We start from the raw sequence: 22,895 nt of genomic DNA, 5'->3' as shown, positions 1-22,895 counted from the left end.
CTGTCAACCGATGAGTGCTAATAAATTATATAAAACTTTTATTTTATATATAATTCTTTTTTAAATAAAAAAATAAGGAATGCCATTTGGCACTCCTTATTTTTTTATTTAAAGTATTTCACACCTGATTCAAATATCATTTGGTCTTTTTCACCTAATATATTCTTACATACTTGATTTCCAATTCTCTCAGAGTGACCCATTTTACCTAATATTCTTCCATCTACACTAGTTATACCTTCAACTCCATAGAAAGATCCATTTGGATTAAAATCTATATCATAAGTTGCATTTCCATTAAAGTCTACATATTGAGTGGCTATTTGTCCATTTTCTATTAAAGTTCTCATAGTTTCTTCATTAGCAACAAATTTACCTTCTCCATGAGATATAGGTATACTATGTATATCACCTACAGATGTATTAGCTAGCCAAGGTGACTTATTAGAAGCTATTCTAGTTTGAACCATCTTAGCTTGATGTCTTCCTATATTATTATAAGTAAGTGTTGGTGCATCGACACTTGGCTTTCTTATTTCACCATATGGCACTAATCCAAGCTTTATAAGAGCCTGGAATCCATTACAAATACCTAGCATTAACCCATCTTGCTTAGTTAAAAATTCATTTACAGCTTCTGCTACCCTTTCATTTCTAAATACTGTAGCTATAAATTTAGCAGAACCATCAGGTTCATCTCCTGCACTAAATCCTCCTGGTAGCATAATCATTTGTGAAGATTTTATTTCTTTAACTATTGTATCTATAGATTCTTCTATATCTTTATAAGTTAAGTTTTTAAATACTTTTATACTTACATTAGCTCCTGCTTTTTCAAATGCTTTAGATAAATCATACTCACAGTTTGTTCCAGGGAATGTTGGTATAAATACCTTAGGAGATACAATACTTATAGATGATTTTTTAGCTTCTCCACCTGATACAAAGTTTATAGTTTCTATCTTATCTTTAATTTCTATAGATTTAGTTGGGAATATTGGCTCTAAAGTATCACAATGCGCTTTATATAGTTCGTCTAATAATATGTCTTCATCTGCTATAACTATACTTTCTTTTTCAATTGTATTACCTAATACTATATAGTTATATCCATCTAGTATACTTAAATCATTACTAGCTAGTTCAAGAACTATATTTCCATAACTTGCTTCAAATAGTTTATCCGTTTCTTCATATAAATTACTAGATTCTTCATTAAATTTAAATCCTATTTTATTGCCAAATGCCATCTTACTTATAGCTTCACCTACGCCTGCAAATCCTAATGCATATGTTGATAAAACCTGTTTTTTGTGTATAAGTTCTCTTAATTTCTCTAGATTTTTCTTTAATTCATCAAAGTTAACAACTCCATTTTCTAATCTTTCTGTGCATAACATTACAACTTTTGAATTAGCCTTCTTAAATTCTGGGGATACTACTACTTTTGCATCTACAGTATCCACAGCAAAAGAAACTAACGTTGGAGGAACCTCTATATCTTTAAATGTTCCTGACATACTATCTTTACCACCTATTGCAGGTATTTCAAGTTTATTTTGAGCATAGAATGCACCAAGTAAAGCAGAGAATGGTTTACCCCACTTAGTTGGATTATCCCCAAGCTTTTCAAAATACTCTTGTAAAGTAAGTCTTGTTGTTTTATAATTACCCCCAATAGCAACAAGTTTACACACAGATTCAACAACTGCATATAACGCTCCATGGAATGGACTCCATTTACCTATCTTAGGATTATATCCATATGTCATTATTGTAGAGGTATTCGTCTCCCCTTTAAGTACAGGAATTTTCGCAACCATCCCTTGAGCTGGAGTACTTTGGTACCTACCACCAAACGGCATAAGTACAGTATTGCTTCCTATTGTATTATCAAATTTTTCTACTAATCCTTTTTGTGAGCAAACATTTAAATCTGATAATGTTTCTATAAATTTATCTTTTAATGAAACTTCTTTAGCTAGAGCTATATCTGATAAACCTTCTGAAAATATACAAACTCCATCAGTCGATGAGTATTCACTATCATTTTTATATGAACTTGAATTAAAGAAAGTTTTCTCTTCATTTACTTTACTAACATGAACCTTAGTAGTTTGTTTCACACCATTTGTATCTAAGAATTCTCTATTAATATCTACTATAGCCTTTTTATTCCAAAACATTCTTAAATAACCTGTATCTGTTACTGTAGCAACATGAGTAGCTTCTAAATTTTCTTCTTTAGCTAAAGCTATAAATTTATCTTTATTTTCTTTATTTATAGCAACTGCCATACGTTCTTGAGATTCTGATATTGCAAGTTCAGTTCCATCAAGTCCATCATACTTTTTAGGAACTAAATCTAAGTTTATATCTAAACTATCTGCTATTTCACCTATAGCAACACAAACTCCACCCGCTCCAAAGTCATTACATCTTTTTATCATTTGTGCAACTTCTTTATTTCTAAAGAATCTTTGTATTTTTCTTTCATTAGGAGCATCACCTTTTTGAACTTCAGCACTACAATTAAGTATTGATTCTTCACTATGTTCTTTAGATGAACCAGTAGCTCCTCCACATCCATCTCTTCCTGTTTTTCCACCAAGAAGTATTATTACATCTCCTGATATTGGTCTTTCTCTAACTACATTTTCTTTAGGTACTGCTGCTATAACCGCACCTATTTCCATTCTCTTTGCTACGAAATCTTCATCATATACTTCAGCAACTTGACCTGTGGTTAATCCTATTTGGTTACCATATGAACTATATCCATGAGCTGCTTCAGTAGTTATTTTCCTTTGCATTAATTTGCCTGATAATGTATCTTCTAAAGACGTTCTAGGATCGGCACTTCCAGTTACACGCATAGCTTGATATACATAACTTCTTCCTGATAATGGATCCCTTATAGCTCCACCTAAACAAGTAGCAGCTCCACCAAATGGTTCAATTTCAGTTGGATGATTGTGAGTTTCATTTTTAAACATTACTAAATACTTTTCAATCTTACCTTCTATTTCAACATCAACATTTATACTACATGCATTTATTTCTTCACTTACATCTAAATCTTCTAACTTACCATCTTTTCTTAATTCTTTCATAGCTATTGTTGCTATATCCATTAAGCATATATCTTTTTTTCTATCTATATATACTTTTTCTCTTGAATTAATATACATTTCATAAGCTTCTTTAACTATATCTGTATATTTACCTTCTTCTATTTGAACATCTTCTATTTCCGTCATAAAAGTAGTATGCCTACAATGATCCGACCAATAAGTATCTAATACTTTTATTTCTGTTATAGTTGGATTTCTCTTTTCCGTGTCTTTAAAATATTTTTGGATATGTTCTAAATCAAGTATTGTCATAGCAAGACCTCTTCCCTCTAAGAAATCTTGTAACCCTTCATAACTTAAATCTATAAATCCATTTAATATTTCTACTGAAGTAGGTATTTCGGTTTCCATTTTTAATGTTTCTGGTTTATTTAAACTAGCTTCTCTACTATCTACAGGATTTATACAATATCTTTTTATTTTATTAAATTGCTCATCTGTTATATTACCACTTAGTATATAAACCTTAGCTGTATTTATAATAGGTCTAACTCCATTATTAACTACTTGTATACATTGTGATGCCCAGTCACCTCTTTGATCATACTGTCCTGGTAAATATTCTATTGCAAATATTCTTTTATCATATTTATTTAAATTCGATATTTCTTCATGATAAATTACATCTAAATTGGGCTCAGAAAATATACTTATTACCGCATTACTGTAAGCTTCGTCAGATATACCTTCTATATCGTATCTATTTAATACTCTTATATCTTCTATAGTATCTATATGTAAATTTTCTACTAAATCTTTCTTTAAAGCTTTAGCTTCAAGGTCAAAGCCTTGTCTTTTCTCAACTAATATTCTTTTGACATTTTCAGTATTTAACATGCCTTTCCCCCCATATTTTTAGAAAATTCTAAACTCCTATATCAGTTCTATAATGCATACCTTCAAAGCTTATTTTCTTAATGTTTTCATATACCTTTTCTGCTGCATCCTTTACTGAAGCTGCTTTTGCTGTTAATCCAATTACTCTTCCACCATTTGTAAGCAAGTTTCCATTATCCATCTTAGTTCCACTATGGAAAACAACTATATCTTTATCTAGATTCTCAAGTCCAGTTATTATCTTTCCTTTTTCATAAGAATCAGGGTACCCTATAGATGTAAGCATTACACAAACTGATTCTTCATCTTTATAATTTATTTCTATATCACTTAGTTTATTGTCTATTATTGCATTCATTATTTTATTTAAATCCGTATCTAATCTAAATAAAATCGATTGAGTTTCAGGATCCCCAAATCTAGTATTATATTCTAATACTTTGGGTCCATCTTCTGTAATCATTAAACCTACAAATAATATTCCTTTGTAATTTAATTTATCTTTTTTAAATCCCTCTAATGTAGCATCTAATACATTTGTTTTTATGCTTTTGGCTAATTCATCTGTATACACTTCACTTGGAGAAAAAGTTCCCATACCTCCTGTATTAGGTCCTTCTTCATTGTCATACACTTTCTTATGGTCTTTTGCACTTACCATAGGAACTATAATATTGTTATCTACAAATGCTAATATAGATGTTTCTATTCCACTTAGAAACTCTTCTATAACTATTTTATTTCCTGCATCTCCAAATTTCTTATTTGTCATCATTTCTTTTAATGTATATATTGCATCTTCTCTATTTGTCGGTATTACTACACCTTTTCCTGCAGCTAAACCATCAGCTTTTATTACTACTGGATATCCAAAGTTGTCTACTTCACTTATAGCTTCATCTAAGTTCGTATATTCTTTGTACTTTGCAGTAGGTATGTTATGTCTTATCATAAAGTCTTTAGAGAAAGCCTTACTACCTTCTAATCTAGCACAACTTTTATTTGGTCCAAAAATTCTTAAATTTTCTTTCTCAAATTCATCAACTATCCCCTTAACAAGTGGAACCTCAGGCCCCACTATTGTTAAGTCTATTTTATTTTCTTTTGCAAAACTTACCAGTTCATCTATATCACTATCACCAATACTTATGCACTTTGCTACACTTTCAATTCCAGCGTTTCCTGGTGCACAAAATATTACTTCTACGTTTTCTTCTTTACTTAATTTCCAACAGATGGCATGCTCTCTACCGCCACCACCAATAACTAATACCTTCATAAAATTTACCCCCTAGTGTTTGAAATGTCTTACTCCTGTAAACACCATTGTCATTTCATATTTATTACAAGCATCTATAGAATCTTGGTCTTTCATTGAACCACCTGGTTGAACAACTGCTTTTATTCCATATTCATTTGCTAATGTTACACAATCATCAAATGGGAAGAATGCATCTGAAGCAAGTATAGCTCCATTAAAGTCTTTATCACGGTTGTTTTCTAAGGCATTTTTTAAAGCCCATATTCTTGAAGTTTGACCACATCCTAAAGCTAATGTTTTACCATCTTTAACTATAGCTATAGCATTTGATTTCATATTTTTAACAACCTTCATACCAAATTCCATATCTTCTAACTGTTCTTTAGTTGGTTCAACTACCGTTACAGTTTCATATTTATCTGCTAAGGAATTATTTTTATCTTGTATTAATAATTTTCCATCTAAGTATTTCATTTCATATGGCTGTAAACTAGTTTCTATCTTAGATAATTTTAAAACTCTTAAGTTCTTCTTTTTCTTAAGTATTTCTAAAGCTTGTGGTGTAAAATCATAAGCTGCTACTATTTCTAAGAATATTTCACTTAACTTTTTAGCTGTAACTTCATCTACTGTAGAAGTTATTCCAACTATTCCACCAAATATTGAAACTGTATCAGCTTCATAACACTTTGTATATGCTTCTAAAGAGTTCTGTCCTAAACCAACGCCACATGGATTAGTATGTTTTATAGCTACTGAAACTACTTCATCATTATCTTTAAATTCTCTCATTACTTCTAAACAACCATGTAAGTCATTTATATTATTGAAAGAAAGTTCTTTTCCATTTAATTGTTCATAATTTAATATTGGATTTTTAGCGTTTGGCTGTGAGTATAGTACTCCATTTTGATGTGGATTTTCTCCATATCTTAATGTTTGTTCTTTTTGAAATGTTAAATTTAATACTTCAGGATAACTATCTTTAACTTCGCCTGCAAAATAGCTTGATATAAGTGCATCATACCTAGCTGTAGTTGAGAATGCTTTATATGATAATCTTTTTCTATCTTCTAAAGTTAAATTATCATTTTTTAACTTTTCAATTACCATATCATAATCATTTATATCTACTATAACTGTTACATCTTTATAATTTTTAGCAGCAGAACGTATCATAGATGGTCCACCGATATCTATGTTTTCTATCATTTCTTCATGAGATTTTCCTGCCTTTAAAGTACCTTCAAAATCATATAAATTTACTACTACTAAATCTATAGATCCTATTTTATGCTCTTTCACAGTTTTTACATGATTTTTATCATCTCTTTTATAAAGTATTCCTCCATGTATGTGTGGATTTAAAGTCTTAACTCTTCCATCTAACATTTCTGGAAATTTAGTAACTTCATCTATTTGAATAGCTTTAACTCCGTTTTTTTCTAACATCTTAAATGTATTTCCTGTAGATATAACTTCATATCCAAGATTATTTAGTTCCTTTGCAAATTCAACTACTCTAGTTTTGTCTGTTACACTTATCAATGCTCTTTTACTCATTTATAAACACTCTCCTACCCTGAATACTTAATTTATTTTCACAAAAAAGACTAATACTCTTCTTTAATATCTTATGTTCTACGTGCAGCACTCTTTTAGCTAAAGAGTCTACATCATCATCATCTCTTACATCTACAGTTTCTTGCATAATTATTGGGCCTGTATCTGCTCCTTCATCAACAAAGTGCACTGTTGCTCCAGTTACTTTAACACCATAATCAAGCACACCTTGATGAACTTTTTGTCCATAGTATCCTTTACCACAAAATGAAGGTATTAACGATGGATGTATATTTATCATTTTGTTTTTAAATTCATTTACAAATTTGGGACTTATTATCTTTAAATATCCAGCTAAAACTACTAAGTCTATATTACGATCTTTTAAAGTTTCGATTATTTTATCTTCATCAGTTTCAAAAATTGCTTCTATATTATTTTGTCTTGCTCTTTCTAAGCCATAGGCATTCTCTTTATTTGATATAACTACTTTAACTTTTCCATTTATATTTCTAGCCAAAGTTTCATTTATTATAACTTGTAAATTAGTTCCTCCACCCGAAACTAAAACACCTATATTTAGCATAACTTGACTCCTTCATGAGTATCTACCACTTTACCTATAATATAGGCCTTTTCTTCAGTAGTATTTATGTATTCAGTTATTTCTTTTGATTTCCTATCATCAACTATTAATACTAATCCTACCCCCATATTAAAGCTCTTATGTAGCTCTATTTCATCTATAGAATTGAAGTTTTCTATCATCTTAAATATTGCTGGTTTTTCCCAAGAATTCTTTTGTATATCTATACCTAACCCTTTTGGTATAACTCTAGTTATATTTTCTATAACTCCACCACCAGTAATATGTGCTATTGCTTTTATATCATATTTATTTAATAAATCTAGAACTAATTTTACATATATTTTCGTAGGTGTTAATAATGCTTCTCCTAAAGTCATCCCTAATTCTTCTATATATTGATCTAACTTATATCCATAAGTATCTAAAAATATTTTTCTTATAAATGAAAATCCATTACTATGTATACCACTTGATGATATTCCTATTAATGTATCTCCAGACTTTACATCTTTACCAGATACTATATTCTCTCTATCTGCTATGCCAACAGAAAATCCTGCTAAATCATATTCATCTTCACTATACATACCAGGCATTTCAGCAGTTTCTCCACCAACAAGTGCACACCCTGCCATTTTACATCCGTCTACTATACCGCTAACTATTTGTTCCACTTGTTCTGCAACTAACTTTCCAGTAGCGATGTAGTCTAAAAAAAATAACGGTCTTGCACCTTGGCATATTAAATCATTTACACACATTGCAACTAGATCTATGCCTACAGTATTATGTCTATCCATCATTTGAGCTAGCTTTAATTTTGTTCCAACTCCATCCGTTGACGAAAGTAACACTGGTTCAGTCATGTTAGTGAAATCTTTTAAACTATATAGTCCACTGAAATTTCCTAAATCACCTATTACATTGTTATCATAAGTTGTTTTTATTTTTCTTTTAATAAGATCTACTGCTCTATTTCCTTCATCTATATCAACACCTGATTGCTTGTAAGTTAACATGATAAAAGTTCCTCCTTATCGATTTTCTTAACTGGGTAATCTCCATCAAAACATGCTTTACAGAAAGTAGACTTACTCTCTGTTGCTTCTATCATCGAATCTATACTTAAAAACTTTAATGAGTCACATCCTATATACGCTCTCATTTCTTCTATGTTATGGTTAGATGCTATTAATTTCGATCTATTTGGAGTATCTATTCCATAGTAACAAGAGTAAGATACTGGAGAAGACGTTATTCTAAGGTGAATTTCTCTTGCGCCTGCATCTCTAAGTGACTGTACTATTTGCTTGGATGTTGTTCCCCTTACTACAGAATCATCAACTAGTACCACTGACTTTCCTTTTACAACACTTGATAAAGGATTTAATTTTATTTTTACTGATATTTCCCTTTCTTCTTGTGTAGGTTTTATAAATGTTCTTCCTACATATCTATTTTTTACAAGACCTTCACTTACTTTAAGTCCACTTGCATTAGAATATCCTATGGCACCTGCCCATCCCGAATCTGGAACTGGAACTACTATATCCGCATTTATTGCTTCATCTTTAGCTAGTAATTCCCCACATTTAACTCTAAACTCATATACATTTACATTATCTATTGTTGCATCATTTCTTGCAAAATAGATATGTTCAAATATACAACTTCTTTTTACACATTTATAATTTTCTGAATAATGATACGTCTTAAGTTCACCATCTTTAATTACTACTATCTCTCCTGGTTCTACATCTCTTATGACTTCTCCGCCAAGTATATCTATAGCACAACTTTCTGATGCAAATATATATTCATTACCTTTTTTGCCTAATATAAGAGGTCTAAATCCATGAGGATCCCTTACACCTACTAATGAATCTTCCCCCATTATTACAAGAGAGTATGCACCTTTTATATAATCCATAGTTAATTTTAAACTTTCTACTATATCTCCCTTATAGTATCTAGCAAGTATATAAAGTATTACTTCTGTATCTGAGTTTGCTTGAAACATATAACCATCTTCTTCTAACATATCCCTTAAGTAATTTGCATTTACCAAGTTTCCATTGTGGGCTAATGCTAATGTTCTTTTTCTACAACTACCAACTAATGGCTGACAATTTGCTAAAGTACTTCCACCAGCTGTAGAGTATCTAACATGACCTATTCCCATATTTCCACTTAACTTAGATAGCTCACCTTCTTTAAATACATCTCCAACTAATCCCATATCTTTTTTATACTTCATATCTCTTCCATCAAATACAGCCATCCCACAGCTTTCTTGACCCCTATGTTGTATAGAATATAAAGAATAGTATAGTTCTTTAGCTATATCCTTATCTTTTGAATAAATACCTACAACACCACACATAAGAAATTCCCCCTATTTACAGTTCATTCTTGAAAGAACTTCTTCATAACCTTTAACAAGATCACCTAAATCTCTTCTAAATCTATCTTTATCTAATTTTTCATTTGTATTTACATCCCAAAGTCTGCAAGTATCAGGAGATATTTCATCTGCTAATATTATATTTCCTTGTGAATCTTTACCGAACTCTAATTTGAAATCTACTAACTTTAAGTTCATTTTTAGGAAGAACTCTTTCATTAGTTTATTTATTTTTAAAGTTTGCTCTTTTAAGAATGCTATTTCTTCTCTATTTGCTAATTTCATTGCCACTGCATGATCATCATTTAGCATAGGATCACCATATTCATCATTTTTGTAACAAAGCTCAAATATAGGTTCATCTAAAACTAAACCTTCTTCTATTCCATATCTCTTACAAAATGAACCTGCCGTTATATTCCTTACTATAACTTCTAATGGTAATATTTCAACTTTCTTTACTAGCATTTCTCTATCTGATAAACTTTTTATGAAGTGTGTATTGATTTGATTATCGTGTAACATTTCAAACATTATAGTTGAAATTTTATTATTTAAGATTCCTTTAGAAGATATTGTTGCTTTCTTTTCTCCATTAAATGCCGTTGCATCATCTTTAAAATAAACTATATATTCATTTTCATTTTCTGTAGAATAAACTTGTTTCGCTTTACCTTCATATAATAACATTTTTGTTACCCCCTTAAATTCTTATCATCTTCTAATACTTGATTTGCCATTTCTTCTCTATATAAAACTAAATCTTTTTTTATTTTTGGATATTTTAAACTCATTATTTGAAGTGCTAATAGAGCAGCATTTAGTCCCCCATCTATCGCAACTGTTGCCACAGGAATACCTTTAGGCATTTGTACTATTGATAAAAGTGAATCTAGTCCATCCATTGTGGATGACTTAATCGGTAACCCTATAACAGGTATTAATGTTTGAGAAGCTATCACTCCCGGTAGATGTGCAGCTTTCCCTGCAGCCCCTACTATTACATCTACTTCACCTTCTATTTCATTTAAAAACTCCGTCAATTGAACCGGAGTTCTATGCGCTGATAACACTCTAACTTTAACTGATACACCAAATTTTTCTAATAACTTTATACCTTCTTGAACTTTAGGATAATCTGACTTTGATCCCATAACTATTGCTACTTTCATCAATTTCCCTCTTTTCCATATATATTTTAAATTATTCAACCGTGTATTACACGCACAATTATACGAACTTTATAAATAAATTCTATAATAATATACAGATTTTTGCAACTAATATTTTACTAATAATTTTTTTAATACAAATATCAAACTTATAAAATCTTTGAAATCACAGGCATTACATGAATAATATTAATATTTTTACACATCCCTATCCTTTTTAACCTTATATAAATTGTATGTACAAATACGAATTTTATGTTATAATTCAGATAAATAGTTTCAGAAGGTAAAATAATGGTATAATTATCAATATTAAATCTAAAAAATACATACAATGGAGGAATTTATCTTATGGCATTTAAATCAGATATAGAGATTGCACAAGAAGCTAAACCTAAGCACATTAAAGAAATTGCTAGGAAGCTAAATATTCATGAAGATGATATCGATATGTACGGAAAATACAAAGCTAAGATCGATTATAATTTATTAAAAAGTAATTCAAATAAAAAATCAAAGGTTATATTAACAACTGCTATAAACCCAACGCCTGCAGGTGAAGGTAAAACAACTACAACAATTGGTGTTGCAGATGCACTTTCTAGGCTTGGAAAAAATACATTAGTTGCGTTAAGAGAACCTTCTTTAGGTCCTGTATTTGGTATAAAAGGCGGAGCCGCAGGTGGTGGATATGCTCAAGTTATACCTATGGAAGATATAAATCTTCATTTTACAGGAGATTTACACGCTATTGGAGCTGCCAATAACTTACTAGCAGCTATGCTAGATAACCATATACACCAAGGAAATACATTAAATATTGATGTTAGAAGCATAACTTGGAGAAGATGCGTTGATATGAATGATAGGCAACTAAGAAATATTGTTGATGGATTAGGTTCTAGAGTTGATGGCGTTACTAGACAAGATGGTTTTGACATAACTGTTGCATCAGAAGTCATGGCAGTCTTCTGCCTTGCAAATGATATATCAGACTTAAAAGAAAAATTAGGAAAAATAATAGTTGCATATAACTATGATGGAGATCCTGTAACTGCATCAGACTTAAAAGCTAACGGTGCTATGGCTGCTTTATTAAAAGATGCTTTAAAACCCAATTTAGTTCAAACACTAGAAGGAACGCCAGCCTTCATACATGGTGGCCCTTTTGCAAATATTGCACATGGATGTAACTCTGTTATAGCTACTAAGATGGCTATGCATTTTGCTGATTATGTAGTTACTGAAGGTGGTTTTGGTGCAGACCTTGGTGCAGAAAAATTCTTAGATATAAAATGTAGAATGTCGGGTATAGAGCCTTCTGCTGTTATAATTGTTGCTACTGTAAGAGCGTTAAAATATAATGGTGGAATTTCTAAAAATGATTTAAATAATGAAAATTTAGAAGCTTTAGAGGCAGGTCTACCAAACTTATTAAAGCATGTTGAAAACATAACCCAAGTATTTAATTTACCAGCAGTAGTTGCTATAAATGAATTCCCTACTGATACTCAAGCTGAAATTAACCTAATAAAAGAAAAGTGTAAAGAATTAGGTGTAAATGTTGCTGTATCTCAGGTTTGGTCTAAAGGTGGAGAAGGTGGAATAGAATTAGCTACTGAGGTACTAAGACTTATAGATGAGAAAGAAAGTAACTTCCAACTTTGCTATGAAGATGAGTTAAGCATAGAAGAAAAAATAAATTCAATAGCTACTAAAATTTATGGAGCTGACGGTGTAGATTTCACTCCTCAAGCAAGAAAAGAATTAGATAAACTAGAATCTTTAGGTTTTGGAAATATGCCTATATGTATGGCTAAAACTCAGTACTCTTTAACTGATGATGCTACTAAGTTAGGAAGACCTAGTGGATTTAAAATTACGGTTAGACAACTAAATGTTTCAGCCGGTGCAGGCTTTATCGTTGCTCTTACTGGTAACATAATGAAAATGCCTGGACTTCCAAAAACTCCTGCTGCTGAAAAAATAGATATTGATGAAAACGGAATAATTTCAGGATTATTCTAATATAAAAAACTCCAAGCTAGAATCTCTAACTTGGAGTTTTTCTTTTATTAAATGTTTAAACTTTTTTATTTGCTGATTATTTTATCACTAATGAGTGATGAATACAAATTTAAGCATAAATAGTATTGATAATACTATTAAATATATATTCACTTCTTTTGATTTCCCTGTTGCTAATTTTAATACTGTAAATGATATTATACCAAATATAATTCCATCAGCTATACTATATGCAAACGGCATCATCGCTAATGTTAAGAATGCTGGTATTGCATTTGTAAAATCATTGAAGTCTATTTCTTTTAATGAGCTCGCCATCATAACTCCAACTATTATAAGTACCGGCGATGTAGCTTGAGTTGGTACTGCTATAAATAATGGAGCAAATAATAATGATAATAAGAATAATATTCCTGTCGTAACTGCTGTTAATCCAGTTCTACCACCTTCTCCTATACCTGCCGCACTTTCAACATATGATGTTACTGTTGAAGTTCCAAGCATTGCTCCTACAGTCGTAGCTATTGCATCGGCAAATAATGCTTGCTTTGCTCTTGGAAGCTTTCCATCTTTATCTAATAAATTACCTTTAGATGCAACTCCTACTAAACATCCTACAGTATCAAATAAGTCTACAAATAAGAATGTTACTACTATAACTAGCATTTGTAAACTGAATATTTCATTAGTTGGTACACTGAATGCTTGTAAAAATAACGGCTTAACTGATGGTACATTTGTTGATATAACTCCTTGAGGTAAATCTACAAGCCCTAAAAGCATACCTATCGCTGATATTATTAACATTGCTATAAGAAACGCACCTTTTATATTTTTTGCTATTAATATACTAGCTAATACTATTCCTACTATCGTTAATATAACTAAAGGATCTCTCATATTACCTAATGCCAGTATTGTAGAACCAGTTACTACTACACCTGCATTTGCTAACCCTATAAACGCTATAAAAAGTCCTATTCCAGCTGTAACTGCATGCTTTAAAACTGGCGGTATGCAATCTATAATTTTTTCTCTAACATTTGTAGCCGTAAGTATTATAAATATAATTCCTTCTATTAAAACCGCACATAATGCAAATTGCCATGTATGACCCATTCCTAATACAACTGTATATGCAAAGAATGCATTAAGGCCCATCCCCGGCGCTAAAGCGATTGGATAATTAGCTAAAAGTCCCATAGCTAAACATCCTATAAATGCAGCTATTGCAGTTGCCGCAAATATTGCATTTCTATCCATTCCTGTTTCTCCAAGAATATTAACATTAACAACCAATATATAAGCCATAGTCATGAATGTTGTTATACCTGCTATAATTTCCGTTTTAACATTTGTGTTATGTTCTGATAACTTAAAAACCTTATCTAGTAAACCTTGGTTACTCGTTTGAGTAGCTTGCATATTCAACCTCCATATTTTTTATTATTTTATCATATTATAATTCGAATATTAGCTAACTTTACACTAGTAATTATATTATATAGTACACTTTTTTGCAACTTTTTTTATACTTTTTAAATTTTTTATTAAAAATAGTTCGTGTTTTTAATAAAAATAAAAAAACTAGATTAAATTTAAAGTAAAATTTAATCTAGTTTTAATTATATACATGTCTATTTTATAATTTATAATGTAGATTCATACTCTTCTTTTGTTGAAGGTACTGATATTTCTCCATTTTTAACTTTTTCTTTCATTTCATTTACGAAATCTAAAACATCTGCTGGTACTAATTTTTTAGTAGACTCCGGTATACCAACTCCATCTTCTTTAAGTCCATATATTTTCTCTTGTCCACCTTTTAACTTACCATTGACTAATTCTTTTACCGTATCATATACACCAATATTAACCTTTTTTAGAGCTGAAGTTAAAACATTTTTTGGAGCTAAGTTGCTTTGATCTTTATCAACACCTATAGCATATTTATTGTTTTCTTTAGCTGATTCAATTGCACCTAATCCTGTTCCACCTGCAGCAGATAATATTATATCTATGTCATTTCCATACATTTGGTTAGCTATAGATTTGCCTTTAGCTGCATCAGAAAATGTGCCTGCATATTGAACATTAACATTAGCATCTTTATTAGCTGTTTTCACACCATATTTAAATCCATATTCGAATCTAGATATAACGCTATTTTCCATACCACCTATAAATCCAATTTTATTAGTATTTGTTGTTTTTCCTGCTATAACTCCAGCTAAAAATGTAGCTTCATTTTCTTTAAATAATATAGGTGTTACATTTTCGGGTATTTTATCATACGTCTCATCTATTATTGCAAATTGTTGTTCTGGATAATTCTTTGCTTGTGTTTCGATATCATCTTTCATAGTATTACCAACACCTATTACTAAATCCATATCTTCATCAACAAGACTTTCTATATTTGAAATATACTCTGATGCTTGCTTAGATTCTATAACTTTTATTTCAATATTAAAATCTTTTTGTGCTTGTTGAAGACCTTCCCATGCACTTTGATTGAAGGATTCATCATTTATTCCACCTGTATCCGCTACCATACCTACTTTTATAACATCATCTGATGATCCATTTGAAGATTTTGATCCACATCCAACTAACATAGATGCAGATAACATTACTGCTGTACCTAATGAAAATATTTTTTTAAATTTCATGTTATTCCTCCTAAATGTCTTTACCTTTTGTTGTCTAAATTTTTATATTATGTTTAATAAACATTAACTACAATTAATTTGAAATAAAAAAGAATCTATTATAATAAAATTAATTATTATAATAAATCCCCCTTATTTTATATTATTCCCACTCTATTGTTCCTGGTGGTTTTGAAGTTATATCATAAACTACTCTATTTGCTCCATCAACTTCATTTACAATTCTGTTTGATATTTTTTCTAAAACATCATACGGCATCTTATACCAGTCAGAAGTCATTCCATCAGAAGATGTAACTGCTCTTAAACCTACTAAGTAAGCATATGTTCTTTCATCTCCCATAACTCCAACAGTTTTTACATCTGGCAATGTCGCAAATGCTTGCCATATTTCTTTATATAATCCAGCTTTTTTAAGTTCATCCATATATATAGCATCAGCTTCTCTTAATATGTCACATCTTTCTTTAGTAACTTCTCCTATAACCCTTATACCTAATCCTGGTCCTGGGAATGGATGCCTAAATATTAAACCTTCTTCTATACCTAACTCTAACCCTATTTTTCTTACTTCATCTTTAAATAATTCTCTTAGTGGCTCAACTATTTGGAATTCTATATCTTCAGGTATTCCACCAACATTATGGTGAGATTTTATAGTAGCTGCTTCTCCATGCCCACTTTCTACTACATCTGGATATATAGTTCCTTGAACTAAAAAGTCCATTTTTCCTAATTTAGCTGATTCTTCTTCAAATACTCTTATGAATTCTTCACCTATTATTTTTCTCTTAGATTCTGGCTCTGTTACTCCCTTTAATTTACCTAAGAATCTATCTTCACAATTAACTCTAATTAAGTTCATATCAAACTTATCTCTGAATATTCTTTCTACATCGTCACCTTCATTTTTTCTAAGTAAACCATGATCAACAAATACACAAGTTAAGTTATCTCCTATAGCTCTGTGTACAAGTACAGCAGCAACAGATGAATCCACTCCACCACTTAATGCACATAGTACTTTTTTGTCACCTATTATAGCTTTTAATTCATTTATCTTATCTTCTATAAATGTATCTGTAGTCCAGTCTCCACTTACACCACAAACATTATATAAGAAGTTAGTAAGAACTTTATCTCCTTCTAAACAATGTTCAACTTCTGGATGGAACTGTACTCCATACAATTTTTTCTCTGTATTTTCCATAGCAGCAACTGGACAATCTTTAGTATGAGCTACTATTTTAAATCCATCTGGAACTCTATCTATTAAATCTGTATGACTCATCCATACAATATTTGTTGACATACCTTCAAATATAGCAGATTCTTCATATTTTATTTCAGTTCTACCATATTCTTTTTCATTAGCATTACCTTTTCTTACATTTCCACCCAATACATGAGACATTATTTGTACTCCGTAGCAAATACCTAGTATTGGTACTCCTATATCAAATATCTCTTTTGATATCGTAGGAGAGTTATCTAAATATGCACTATTAGGTCCACCTGTAAATATTATCCCTTTCGGATTCTTCGATTTTATTGTTTCTATATCTGTAGTATAAGGTATTATTTCACAGTATACATTATTCTCTCTTACTCTTCTTGCTATTAATTGATTATATTGTCCCCCAAAATCAACTACAAGTACTAATTCATGCTTCTTCATATTGTCTACATATCTCCTTGTGAACTATAGTTTGGCGCTTCTTTGCTTATTGTTATGTCATGTGGATGACTTTCTTTTAATGATGCTGCTGTTATTTTTACAAATTGAGCTTTTTCTTGTAATGCAGTTATCGTTTGCGCTCCACAGTATCCTAGTCCAGATCTTATACCACCTAACATTTGGAATATTATATCTTCAGCTCTACCCTTATATGGAACCATTCCTTCAACACCTTCTGGAACTAATTTCTTAGCATCGCTTTGGAAATATCTATCTTTAGACCCCTTCTCCATAGCTGCTATAGATCCCATTCCTCTATATGTTTTATATGATCTACCTTTGTAAAGAACTGTTTCACCCGGACTTTCTTCTGTTCCAGCAAACATTGATCCCATCATACAAACTGATGCTCCACCTGCTAATGCTTTTACAATATCTCCTGAGTACTTTATACCACCATCAGCAATTATAGGTACGTTATACTTTGCTGCAACCTGAGCACAATCCATAACTGCTGTTAATTGAGGAACCCCAATTCCTGCAACAACTCTTGTTGTACATATAGAACCAGGACCAATACCTACCTTTACACAGTCCGCTCCTGCTTTTATTAAATCTTCTGTAGCTTGAGCTGTAGCAACATTTCCTGCTATTACTTGAAGTTCTGGATATACTTCTTTTATTCTTGTAACAGCATTTATAACTCCTTTAGAATGTCCATGAGCACTATCTAAAACAACTACATCAACATTAGCTTTCACTAAAGCTGACACTCTTTCTATAAGGTCTGATCCTATTCCTACTGCTGCTCCACATAAAAGTCTTCCATGTGAATCTTTTGCTGAGTTTGGATATTGAATTTTCTTTTCTATATCCTTTATAGTTATTAAACCTTTTAAGTAACCTTCATCATCTACTATAGGTAGTTTTTCAATTTTATGTTTCTTTAGTATAGCTTGAGCTTCTACTAAATCAATTCCTTCTCTTGCAGTAACTAAATTTTCTTTAGTCATAGCATCTTCGATGCGTCTAGTCATATCATCTTCAAATTTTATATCTCTATTAGTTATTATCCCAATTAACTTATTATATTCATCTACTATTGGAACTCCTGATATCTTATATCTACCCATTATATCATCTGCATCTTTTATTGTATGATCTTTTGATAAATAGAAAGGATCTACTATAACACCACTTTCACTTCTTTTAACTTTGTCAACTTCTAACGCTTGTTCTTCTATCGTCATATTTTTATGGATTATTCCTATACCACCTTGTCTAGCCATTGATATAGCCATTTTTGACTCTGTAACTGTATCCATACCTGCACTCATTAAAGGTATGTTAAGTTTTATTTTATTAGTTAGATATGTTTCTGTCTTAACATTTTGTGGCAATACCTCTGATTTTTGTGGTATCAGTAAAACATCATCAAACGTTAAACCTTCTTTTATTATAGTTGCCATAGTTTTTCTCCTTTCATTATTTACCTTATCGAATTTTTTATTATATATTTGTATTTTTGTTCGTATTAAAAAAGTATAAATAAAAAAAACCTGTATAATAACTTCAAATTTTTACTTAGAAGTGAAATTACTATACAGGCTTTCAAAGTATCCATTTATAGCTAACATATAGGGATTCATTTATCAGCCTACATATTTACTTTACTTTGATACTTTGCTAATAATAATTTCACTCATAGTCAAGATATTTACGGTATCTCGGTAGAAACTCCCAAACCTTATTTTCGGGTATATACGAGTGACGTTTAATTTCAATTTTATTTCTTTAGGTGTATATAAATTTATCAAAATTTATTCCTTATGTCAACAATTTAGAATTAATTTTCTGTTTTATTATACAGTTTATTTCAAAATATACTTCATTTATGCTTATATCATATCGTTTTGCTATAGATTTACATTCTTCATACTCAGGAGTAGCTTTAATTAGTTTATTATTATAGTATCCTAACTTTACAGTAACTTCACCATATTTTGTATGTATTTTTTGAAAAGATCTATTTAGTTCCTCTCTACTATACTTATTATACCTTACCCCAAAACTGCTAGTTTGTATAAGTATAATTTCTATAAATCTATTTAAGTCTTGCTCTTTGCACAATACACATAATTTAGTTGCTGGTCTATTTTTTTTCATATATATACTTTCTGTATATATATCTAATACACCCTCATCTAATAATTTCTCATATACATAAGAGTATACTTCCGGAGACATATCATCAATATTACAAATTATTTCATATATAAATTTTTGTTTTTTTTTATACCTAATACACTTCTCAACATATTAGGTATCTCAAATGTCTTATGACCTATCCCATATCCTATTTGTTTTGGTTCAAATTCTAATACATCAACAAATTCATCACATAATGTTTTTATTATTGCAGCTCCTGTCGGAGTTGTACACTCTCCTTTTACAGAATTTAACTTTATAGGAACTCCTTTTAATATTTCTAAAGTGGCAGGTGCTGGTATAGGCATAACACCATGATCGCATTTCACAAGTCCCGAACCTACTGGAACATGTGTTGAATATATTTTATCCACGCATAGTAAATCTATAAGTATACATGCTCCTACAATATCTACAATAGAATCTATTGCTCCGACTTCATGAAAATGAATTTTATCTATAGTAGTACCATGAACATTAGCTTCAGCCTCACCGATTGTCATAAATACTTTTTTAGCCATACTTTTTACATTTTCATTTAAATAACTTTGATCAATTATATTATATATATCTACTAAATGTCTATGAACGTTTTGCTCTTTTATTATTACATCTACATTTGTCCCTTTTATTCCATTTTCAATCTTAGATATTATTTTTATTTCAAATTCGTTATTTAAATTCAACTTACTCAGTTCTTCTAAAAATATTTCCTTCGAAACTCCTAAGTTTAAAAGAGTTGCTAAAGTCATATCCCCTGATATTCCATTTACAATATCAAAATAAATTATCCTTTGATCCATATCTTACCCCCATTAACCTACTTTAGCTTATTAATCATTGAAGCTAGATAACCTGCTCCAAATCCATTATCTATATTAACAACTGATATCCCAGATGCACAACTGTTTAACATTGTTAAAAGCGATGATAATCCTCCAAAATTAGCTCCATATCCTACAGATGTTGGTACAGCTATTATCGGTACATCTACAAGTCCTCCTACAACACTCGGCAATGCTCCCTCCATACCTGCAACAGCTATTATTACCCTCGCACTTTCAATTATATGCTTTTTACTTAATAACCTATGTATTCCTGCAACTCCTACATCATATATTCTCTCTACAGTATTACCTAAAAATTTAGCTGTATAATAAGCTTCATCTGCTACTGGTATATCTGATGTTCCTCCTGTAATCACAACAATCTTGCCCTTCCCGTTATTTTCTATATCATGATTTTGTATTTTTAAAATTTTCGAAATATCTTCATATTCTGCATTAGGGTAAATTTGTTTTACTTTGTTATAAGTTTCTTTTCTACACCTTGTACCAAGTATATTACTGTTTTTTTGTGTCATTCTTTCTATTATCCCAATAATTTGATCATCATTTTTTCCTTCACAATAAATAACTTCAGGATACCCTGTCCTTATTTCTCTATGATGGTCTATATTAGCGTACCCTATATCCTCATATGGTAAATCTTTAAGGGACTTTAAGGCTTCATCAATATTAACCGAACCATTTTTAACCCCACTTAATAATTCTCTTATATCCATATTATACTCCCCTTAATTTATATTTTAATTTACACTATGTATTAATTATAACTTATCAACTTATGTGTTTTCCATTATTATCCTTATAAAATGCAATAAAAAACGTCATGAAGACATTAAATTTAATATCTTCATGACGTTTTTATTTAAACTTTAATTACATCATCCCTGGCATTCCGCCACCCATTGGAGGTTGTTCTTCTCCTGGTATATCAGCAACAGCAGCCTCTGTTGTTAAAAATACTCCTGCTATAGATGCTGCATTTTGTAAAGCACTTCTAGTAACCTTAGTTGGGTCAACTATACCTGCTTCTATCATATTTACATATTGTTCATTTAGTGCATCAAAACCAACTTCAGGTTCAGAAGTCATTACATTCTGTATTATAACTGCACCTTCAAGTCCTGCATTAATTGCAATTTGTCTTAATGGCTCTTCTAGTGCCCTTCTTACTATTTGAGCACCTATTTTAGCTTCACCATCTAAGTTTTCTATTAGTTTTTCCACAACTGGTATTACGCTTACCAATGCAGTACCTCCACCAGCTACCATACCTTCTTCAACACCAGCTCTAGTTGCATTTAGTGCATCTTCTATTCTTAGCTTTTTCTCTTTCATTTCAACTTCTGTTGTAGCCCCAACTTTAACTACAGCTACTCCACCAGAAAGTTTAGCTAATCTTTCCATTAATTTCTCTTTATCAAATTCAGAAGTAGTTTCTGATATTTGATGTTTTATTTGACTAACTCTATTTTCTATATCTACTTTTTCTCCAACTCCACCTACTATTGTAGTAGTTTCCTTATTAACTTTAACAGAAGATGCTCTACCTAATAATGATAAATCCGCTTCTTTTAATTCATATCCTAATTCTTCAGATATTACTGTTCCTCCAGTAAGTATAGCTATATCTTCTAACATTTGTTTTCTTCTATCTCCAAACCCTGGAGCTTTAACTGCAACAACTTCAAATGTTCCTCTTAATTTGTTAACTACTAATGTAGATAATGCTTCACCTTCAACATCTTCAGCTATTATTAATAACTTTCTACCTTGTTGAACTATTTGCTCAAGAACTGGTAATATTTCTTGTATATTAGATATTTTCTTGTCTGTTATTAATATGTATGGGTCATTTAATACTGCTTCCATCTTATCTACATCTGTTACCATATACGCAGACACAAATCCTCTATCAAATTGCATACCTTCAACTGTATCTAATTCAGTATGCATAGTTTTAGATTCTTCAACAGTTATAACACCATCTCTTCCTACTATTTCCATAGCTTCAGCTATTAATTTCCCAACCTCTTCATCTCCTGCCGATATAGAAGCTATTTGAGATATAGACTCTTTTGTTTCTATAGTTCTTGATTGAGATTTTAATTCTTCAACTGCAACTTCAACAGCTTTTTGTATACCTTTTCTTATAAGTATTGGATTAGCTCCTGCAGTTACATTTTTTAAACCTTCTCTTATAATAGCTTGAGCTAAAACTGTAGCAGTAGTAGTACCATCTCCTGCTACATCATTAGTTTTTATAGCAACTTCTTTAACAAGTTGAGCTCCCATATTTTCAAATCTATCTTCTAACTCTATTTCCTTAGCTATAGTAACACCATCATTTGTTATTAATGGTGCACCAAATTTTTTATCTAGTATTACATTTCTTCCCTTTGGTCCTAATGTAACTTTAACAGTATCTGCTAACTTATTCACACCAGTTTCTAAAGCTTTTCTTGTATCTTGAGCAAATTTAATTTCTTTAGCCATCTTAACCC

At 30.7% G+C, this 22,895-nt stretch carries 15 protein-coding genes, 1 pseudogene and 1 riboswitch; of the genes and pseudogenes, 1 reads left to right on the top strand and 15 read right to left on the bottom strand.

The genetic code is table 11. From position 1 onward, the window contains the following. Positions 1–104 precede the first annotated feature (104 nt). From I2A66_RS12805 to purE, 8 genes are read right to left on the bottom strand one after another with little or no spacing between them, the layout of a single operon-like run. Entirely contained in the window at positions 105–3,971 is a 3,867-nt protein-coding gene (locus I2A66_RS12805; RefSeq protein WP_147516763.1) for a phosphoribosylformylglycinamidine synthase, read from the bottom strand. Between the two features lie 28 nt (positions 3,972–3,999). Continuing rightward, positions 4,000–5,250 carry a phosphoribosylamine--glycine ligase gene (gene purD, locus I2A66_RS12800; RefSeq protein WP_122640459.1) on the bottom strand — a complete coding sequence of 417 codons (1,251 nt, stop codon included), beginning with the start codon at positions 5,248–5,250 and terminating at the stop codon, positions 4,000–4,002. Between the two features lie 12 nt (positions 5,251–5,262). Next, positions 5,263–6,795, bottom strand: coding sequence for a bifunctional phosphoribosylaminoimidazolecarboxamide formyltransferase/IMP cyclohydrolase (gene purH / locus I2A66_RS12795; RefSeq protein ID WP_195251790.1), 1,533 nt, complete (start codon positions 6,793–6,795; stop codon positions 5,263–5,265). Next, positions 6,788–7,381 carry a phosphoribosylglycinamide formyltransferase gene (gene purN / locus I2A66_RS12790; protein ID WP_122640457.1) on the bottom strand — a complete coding sequence of 198 codons (594 nt, stop codon included), beginning with the start codon at positions 7,379–7,381 and terminating at the stop codon, positions 6,788–6,790. Before purN ends, purH begins: the two co-directional genes overlap by 8 nt. Further along, positions 7,375–8,403: a phosphoribosylformylglycinamidine cyclo-ligase gene (gene purM, locus I2A66_RS12785; RefSeq protein ID WP_122640456.1), complete on the bottom strand. Its 1,029-nt coding sequence runs from the start codon at positions 8,401–8,403 to the stop codon at positions 7,375–7,377. The genes purN and purM overlap by 7 nt, the downstream gene beginning before the upstream one ends. Beyond that, positions 8,397–9,767 (bottom strand): amidophosphoribosyltransferase, encoded by a 1,371-nt coding sequence (gene purF, locus I2A66_RS12780; RefSeq protein ID WP_147516765.1) that lies wholly within the window; start codon positions 9,765–9,767, stop codon positions 8,397–8,399. The genes purM and purF overlap by 7 nt, the downstream gene beginning before the upstream one ends. A gap of 12 nt (positions 9,768–9,779) precedes the next feature. Then, positions 9,780–10,478, bottom strand: coding sequence for a phosphoribosylaminoimidazolesuccinocarboxamide synthase (gene purC, locus I2A66_RS12775; RefSeq protein ID WP_122640454.1), 699 nt, complete (start codon positions 10,476–10,478; stop codon positions 9,780–9,782). Positions 10,479–10,483: 5 nt separating this feature from the next. Next, positions 10,484–10,960: a 5-(carboxyamino)imidazole ribonucleotide mutase gene (gene purE, locus I2A66_RS12770; protein ID WP_122640453.1), complete on the bottom strand. Its 477-nt coding sequence runs from the start codon at positions 10,958–10,960 to the stop codon at positions 10,484–10,486. 351 nt (positions 10,961–11,311) lie between these two features. Here purE and I2A66_RS12765 point away from each other — a divergent pair, with 351 nt between their 5' ends. Next, a complete protein-coding gene (locus tag I2A66_RS12765) occupies positions 11,312–12,988 on the top strand; it encodes a formate--tetrahydrofolate ligase (RefSeq protein WP_147516767.1) in 1,677 nt (558 codons plus the stop codon). 87 nt (positions 12,989–13,075) lie between these two features. Here I2A66_RS12765 and I2A66_RS12760 read toward each other — a convergent pair whose 3' ends face one another. The 7 genes and pseudogenes from I2A66_RS12760 to groL form a co-directional block, all read right to left on the bottom strand. Beyond that, a complete protein-coding gene (locus I2A66_RS12760; protein WP_122640451.1) occupies positions 13,076–14,413 on the bottom strand; it encodes an NCS2 family permease in 1,338 nt (445 codons plus the stop codon). 224 nt (positions 14,414–14,637) lie between these two features. Then, complete coding sequence (locus I2A66_RS12755; RefSeq protein ID WP_122640450.1) at positions 14,638–15,660, bottom strand: BMP family lipoprotein; 1,023 nt, start codon at positions 15,658–15,660, stop codon at positions 14,638–14,640. A 142-nt stretch (positions 15,661–15,802) separates the two neighbouring features. Continuing rightward, the gene (gene guaA, locus I2A66_RS12750; RefSeq protein WP_195251789.1) at positions 15,803–17,338 is read right to left on the bottom strand and encodes a glutamine-hydrolyzing GMP synthase; all 1,536 of its coding nucleotides are present in this window, start codon (positions 17,336–17,338) and stop codon (positions 15,803–15,805) included. A 5-nt stretch (positions 17,339–17,343) separates the two neighbouring features. Beyond that, the gene (guaB, locus tag I2A66_RS12745; RefSeq protein WP_122640448.1) at positions 17,344–18,807 is read right to left on the bottom strand and encodes an IMP dehydrogenase; all 1,464 of its coding nucleotides are present in this window, start codon (positions 18,805–18,807) and stop codon (positions 17,344–17,346) included. A 216-nt stretch (positions 18,808–19,023) separates the two neighbouring features. Then, positions 19,024–19,125: riboswitch (purine riboswitch) on the bottom strand. Between the two features lie 40 nt (positions 19,126–19,165). After that, positions 19,166–20,298, bottom strand: a pseudogene (gene larC, locus I2A66_RS17265) (nickel pincer cofactor biosynthesis protein LarC). A 68-nt stretch (positions 20,299–20,366) separates the two neighbouring features. Beyond that, positions 20,367–21,110 carry a nickel pincer cofactor biosynthesis protein LarB gene (gene larB, locus I2A66_RS12730; protein ID WP_147516770.1) on the bottom strand — a complete coding sequence of 248 codons (744 nt, stop codon included), beginning with the start codon at positions 21,108–21,110 and terminating at the stop codon, positions 20,367–20,369. 157 nt (positions 21,111–21,267) lie between these two features. Continuing rightward, positions 21,268–22,887: a chaperonin GroEL gene (gene groL / locus I2A66_RS12725; protein ID WP_122640444.1), complete on the bottom strand. Its 1,620-nt coding sequence runs from the start codon at positions 22,885–22,887 to the stop codon at positions 21,268–21,270. Between the last annotated feature and the right edge of the window lie 8 nt (positions 22,888–22,895).

The sequence above is a fragment of the Romboutsia sp. 1001713B170207_170306_H8 genome (assembly GCF_015550495.1).
GTDB lineage: Bacteria > Bacillota > Clostridia > Peptostreptococcales > Peptostreptococcaceae > Romboutsia_E.
The sequence above is the reverse complement of the archived record's forward strand: the minus strand, read 5'-3'. Positions and strand labels throughout refer to the sequence as shown.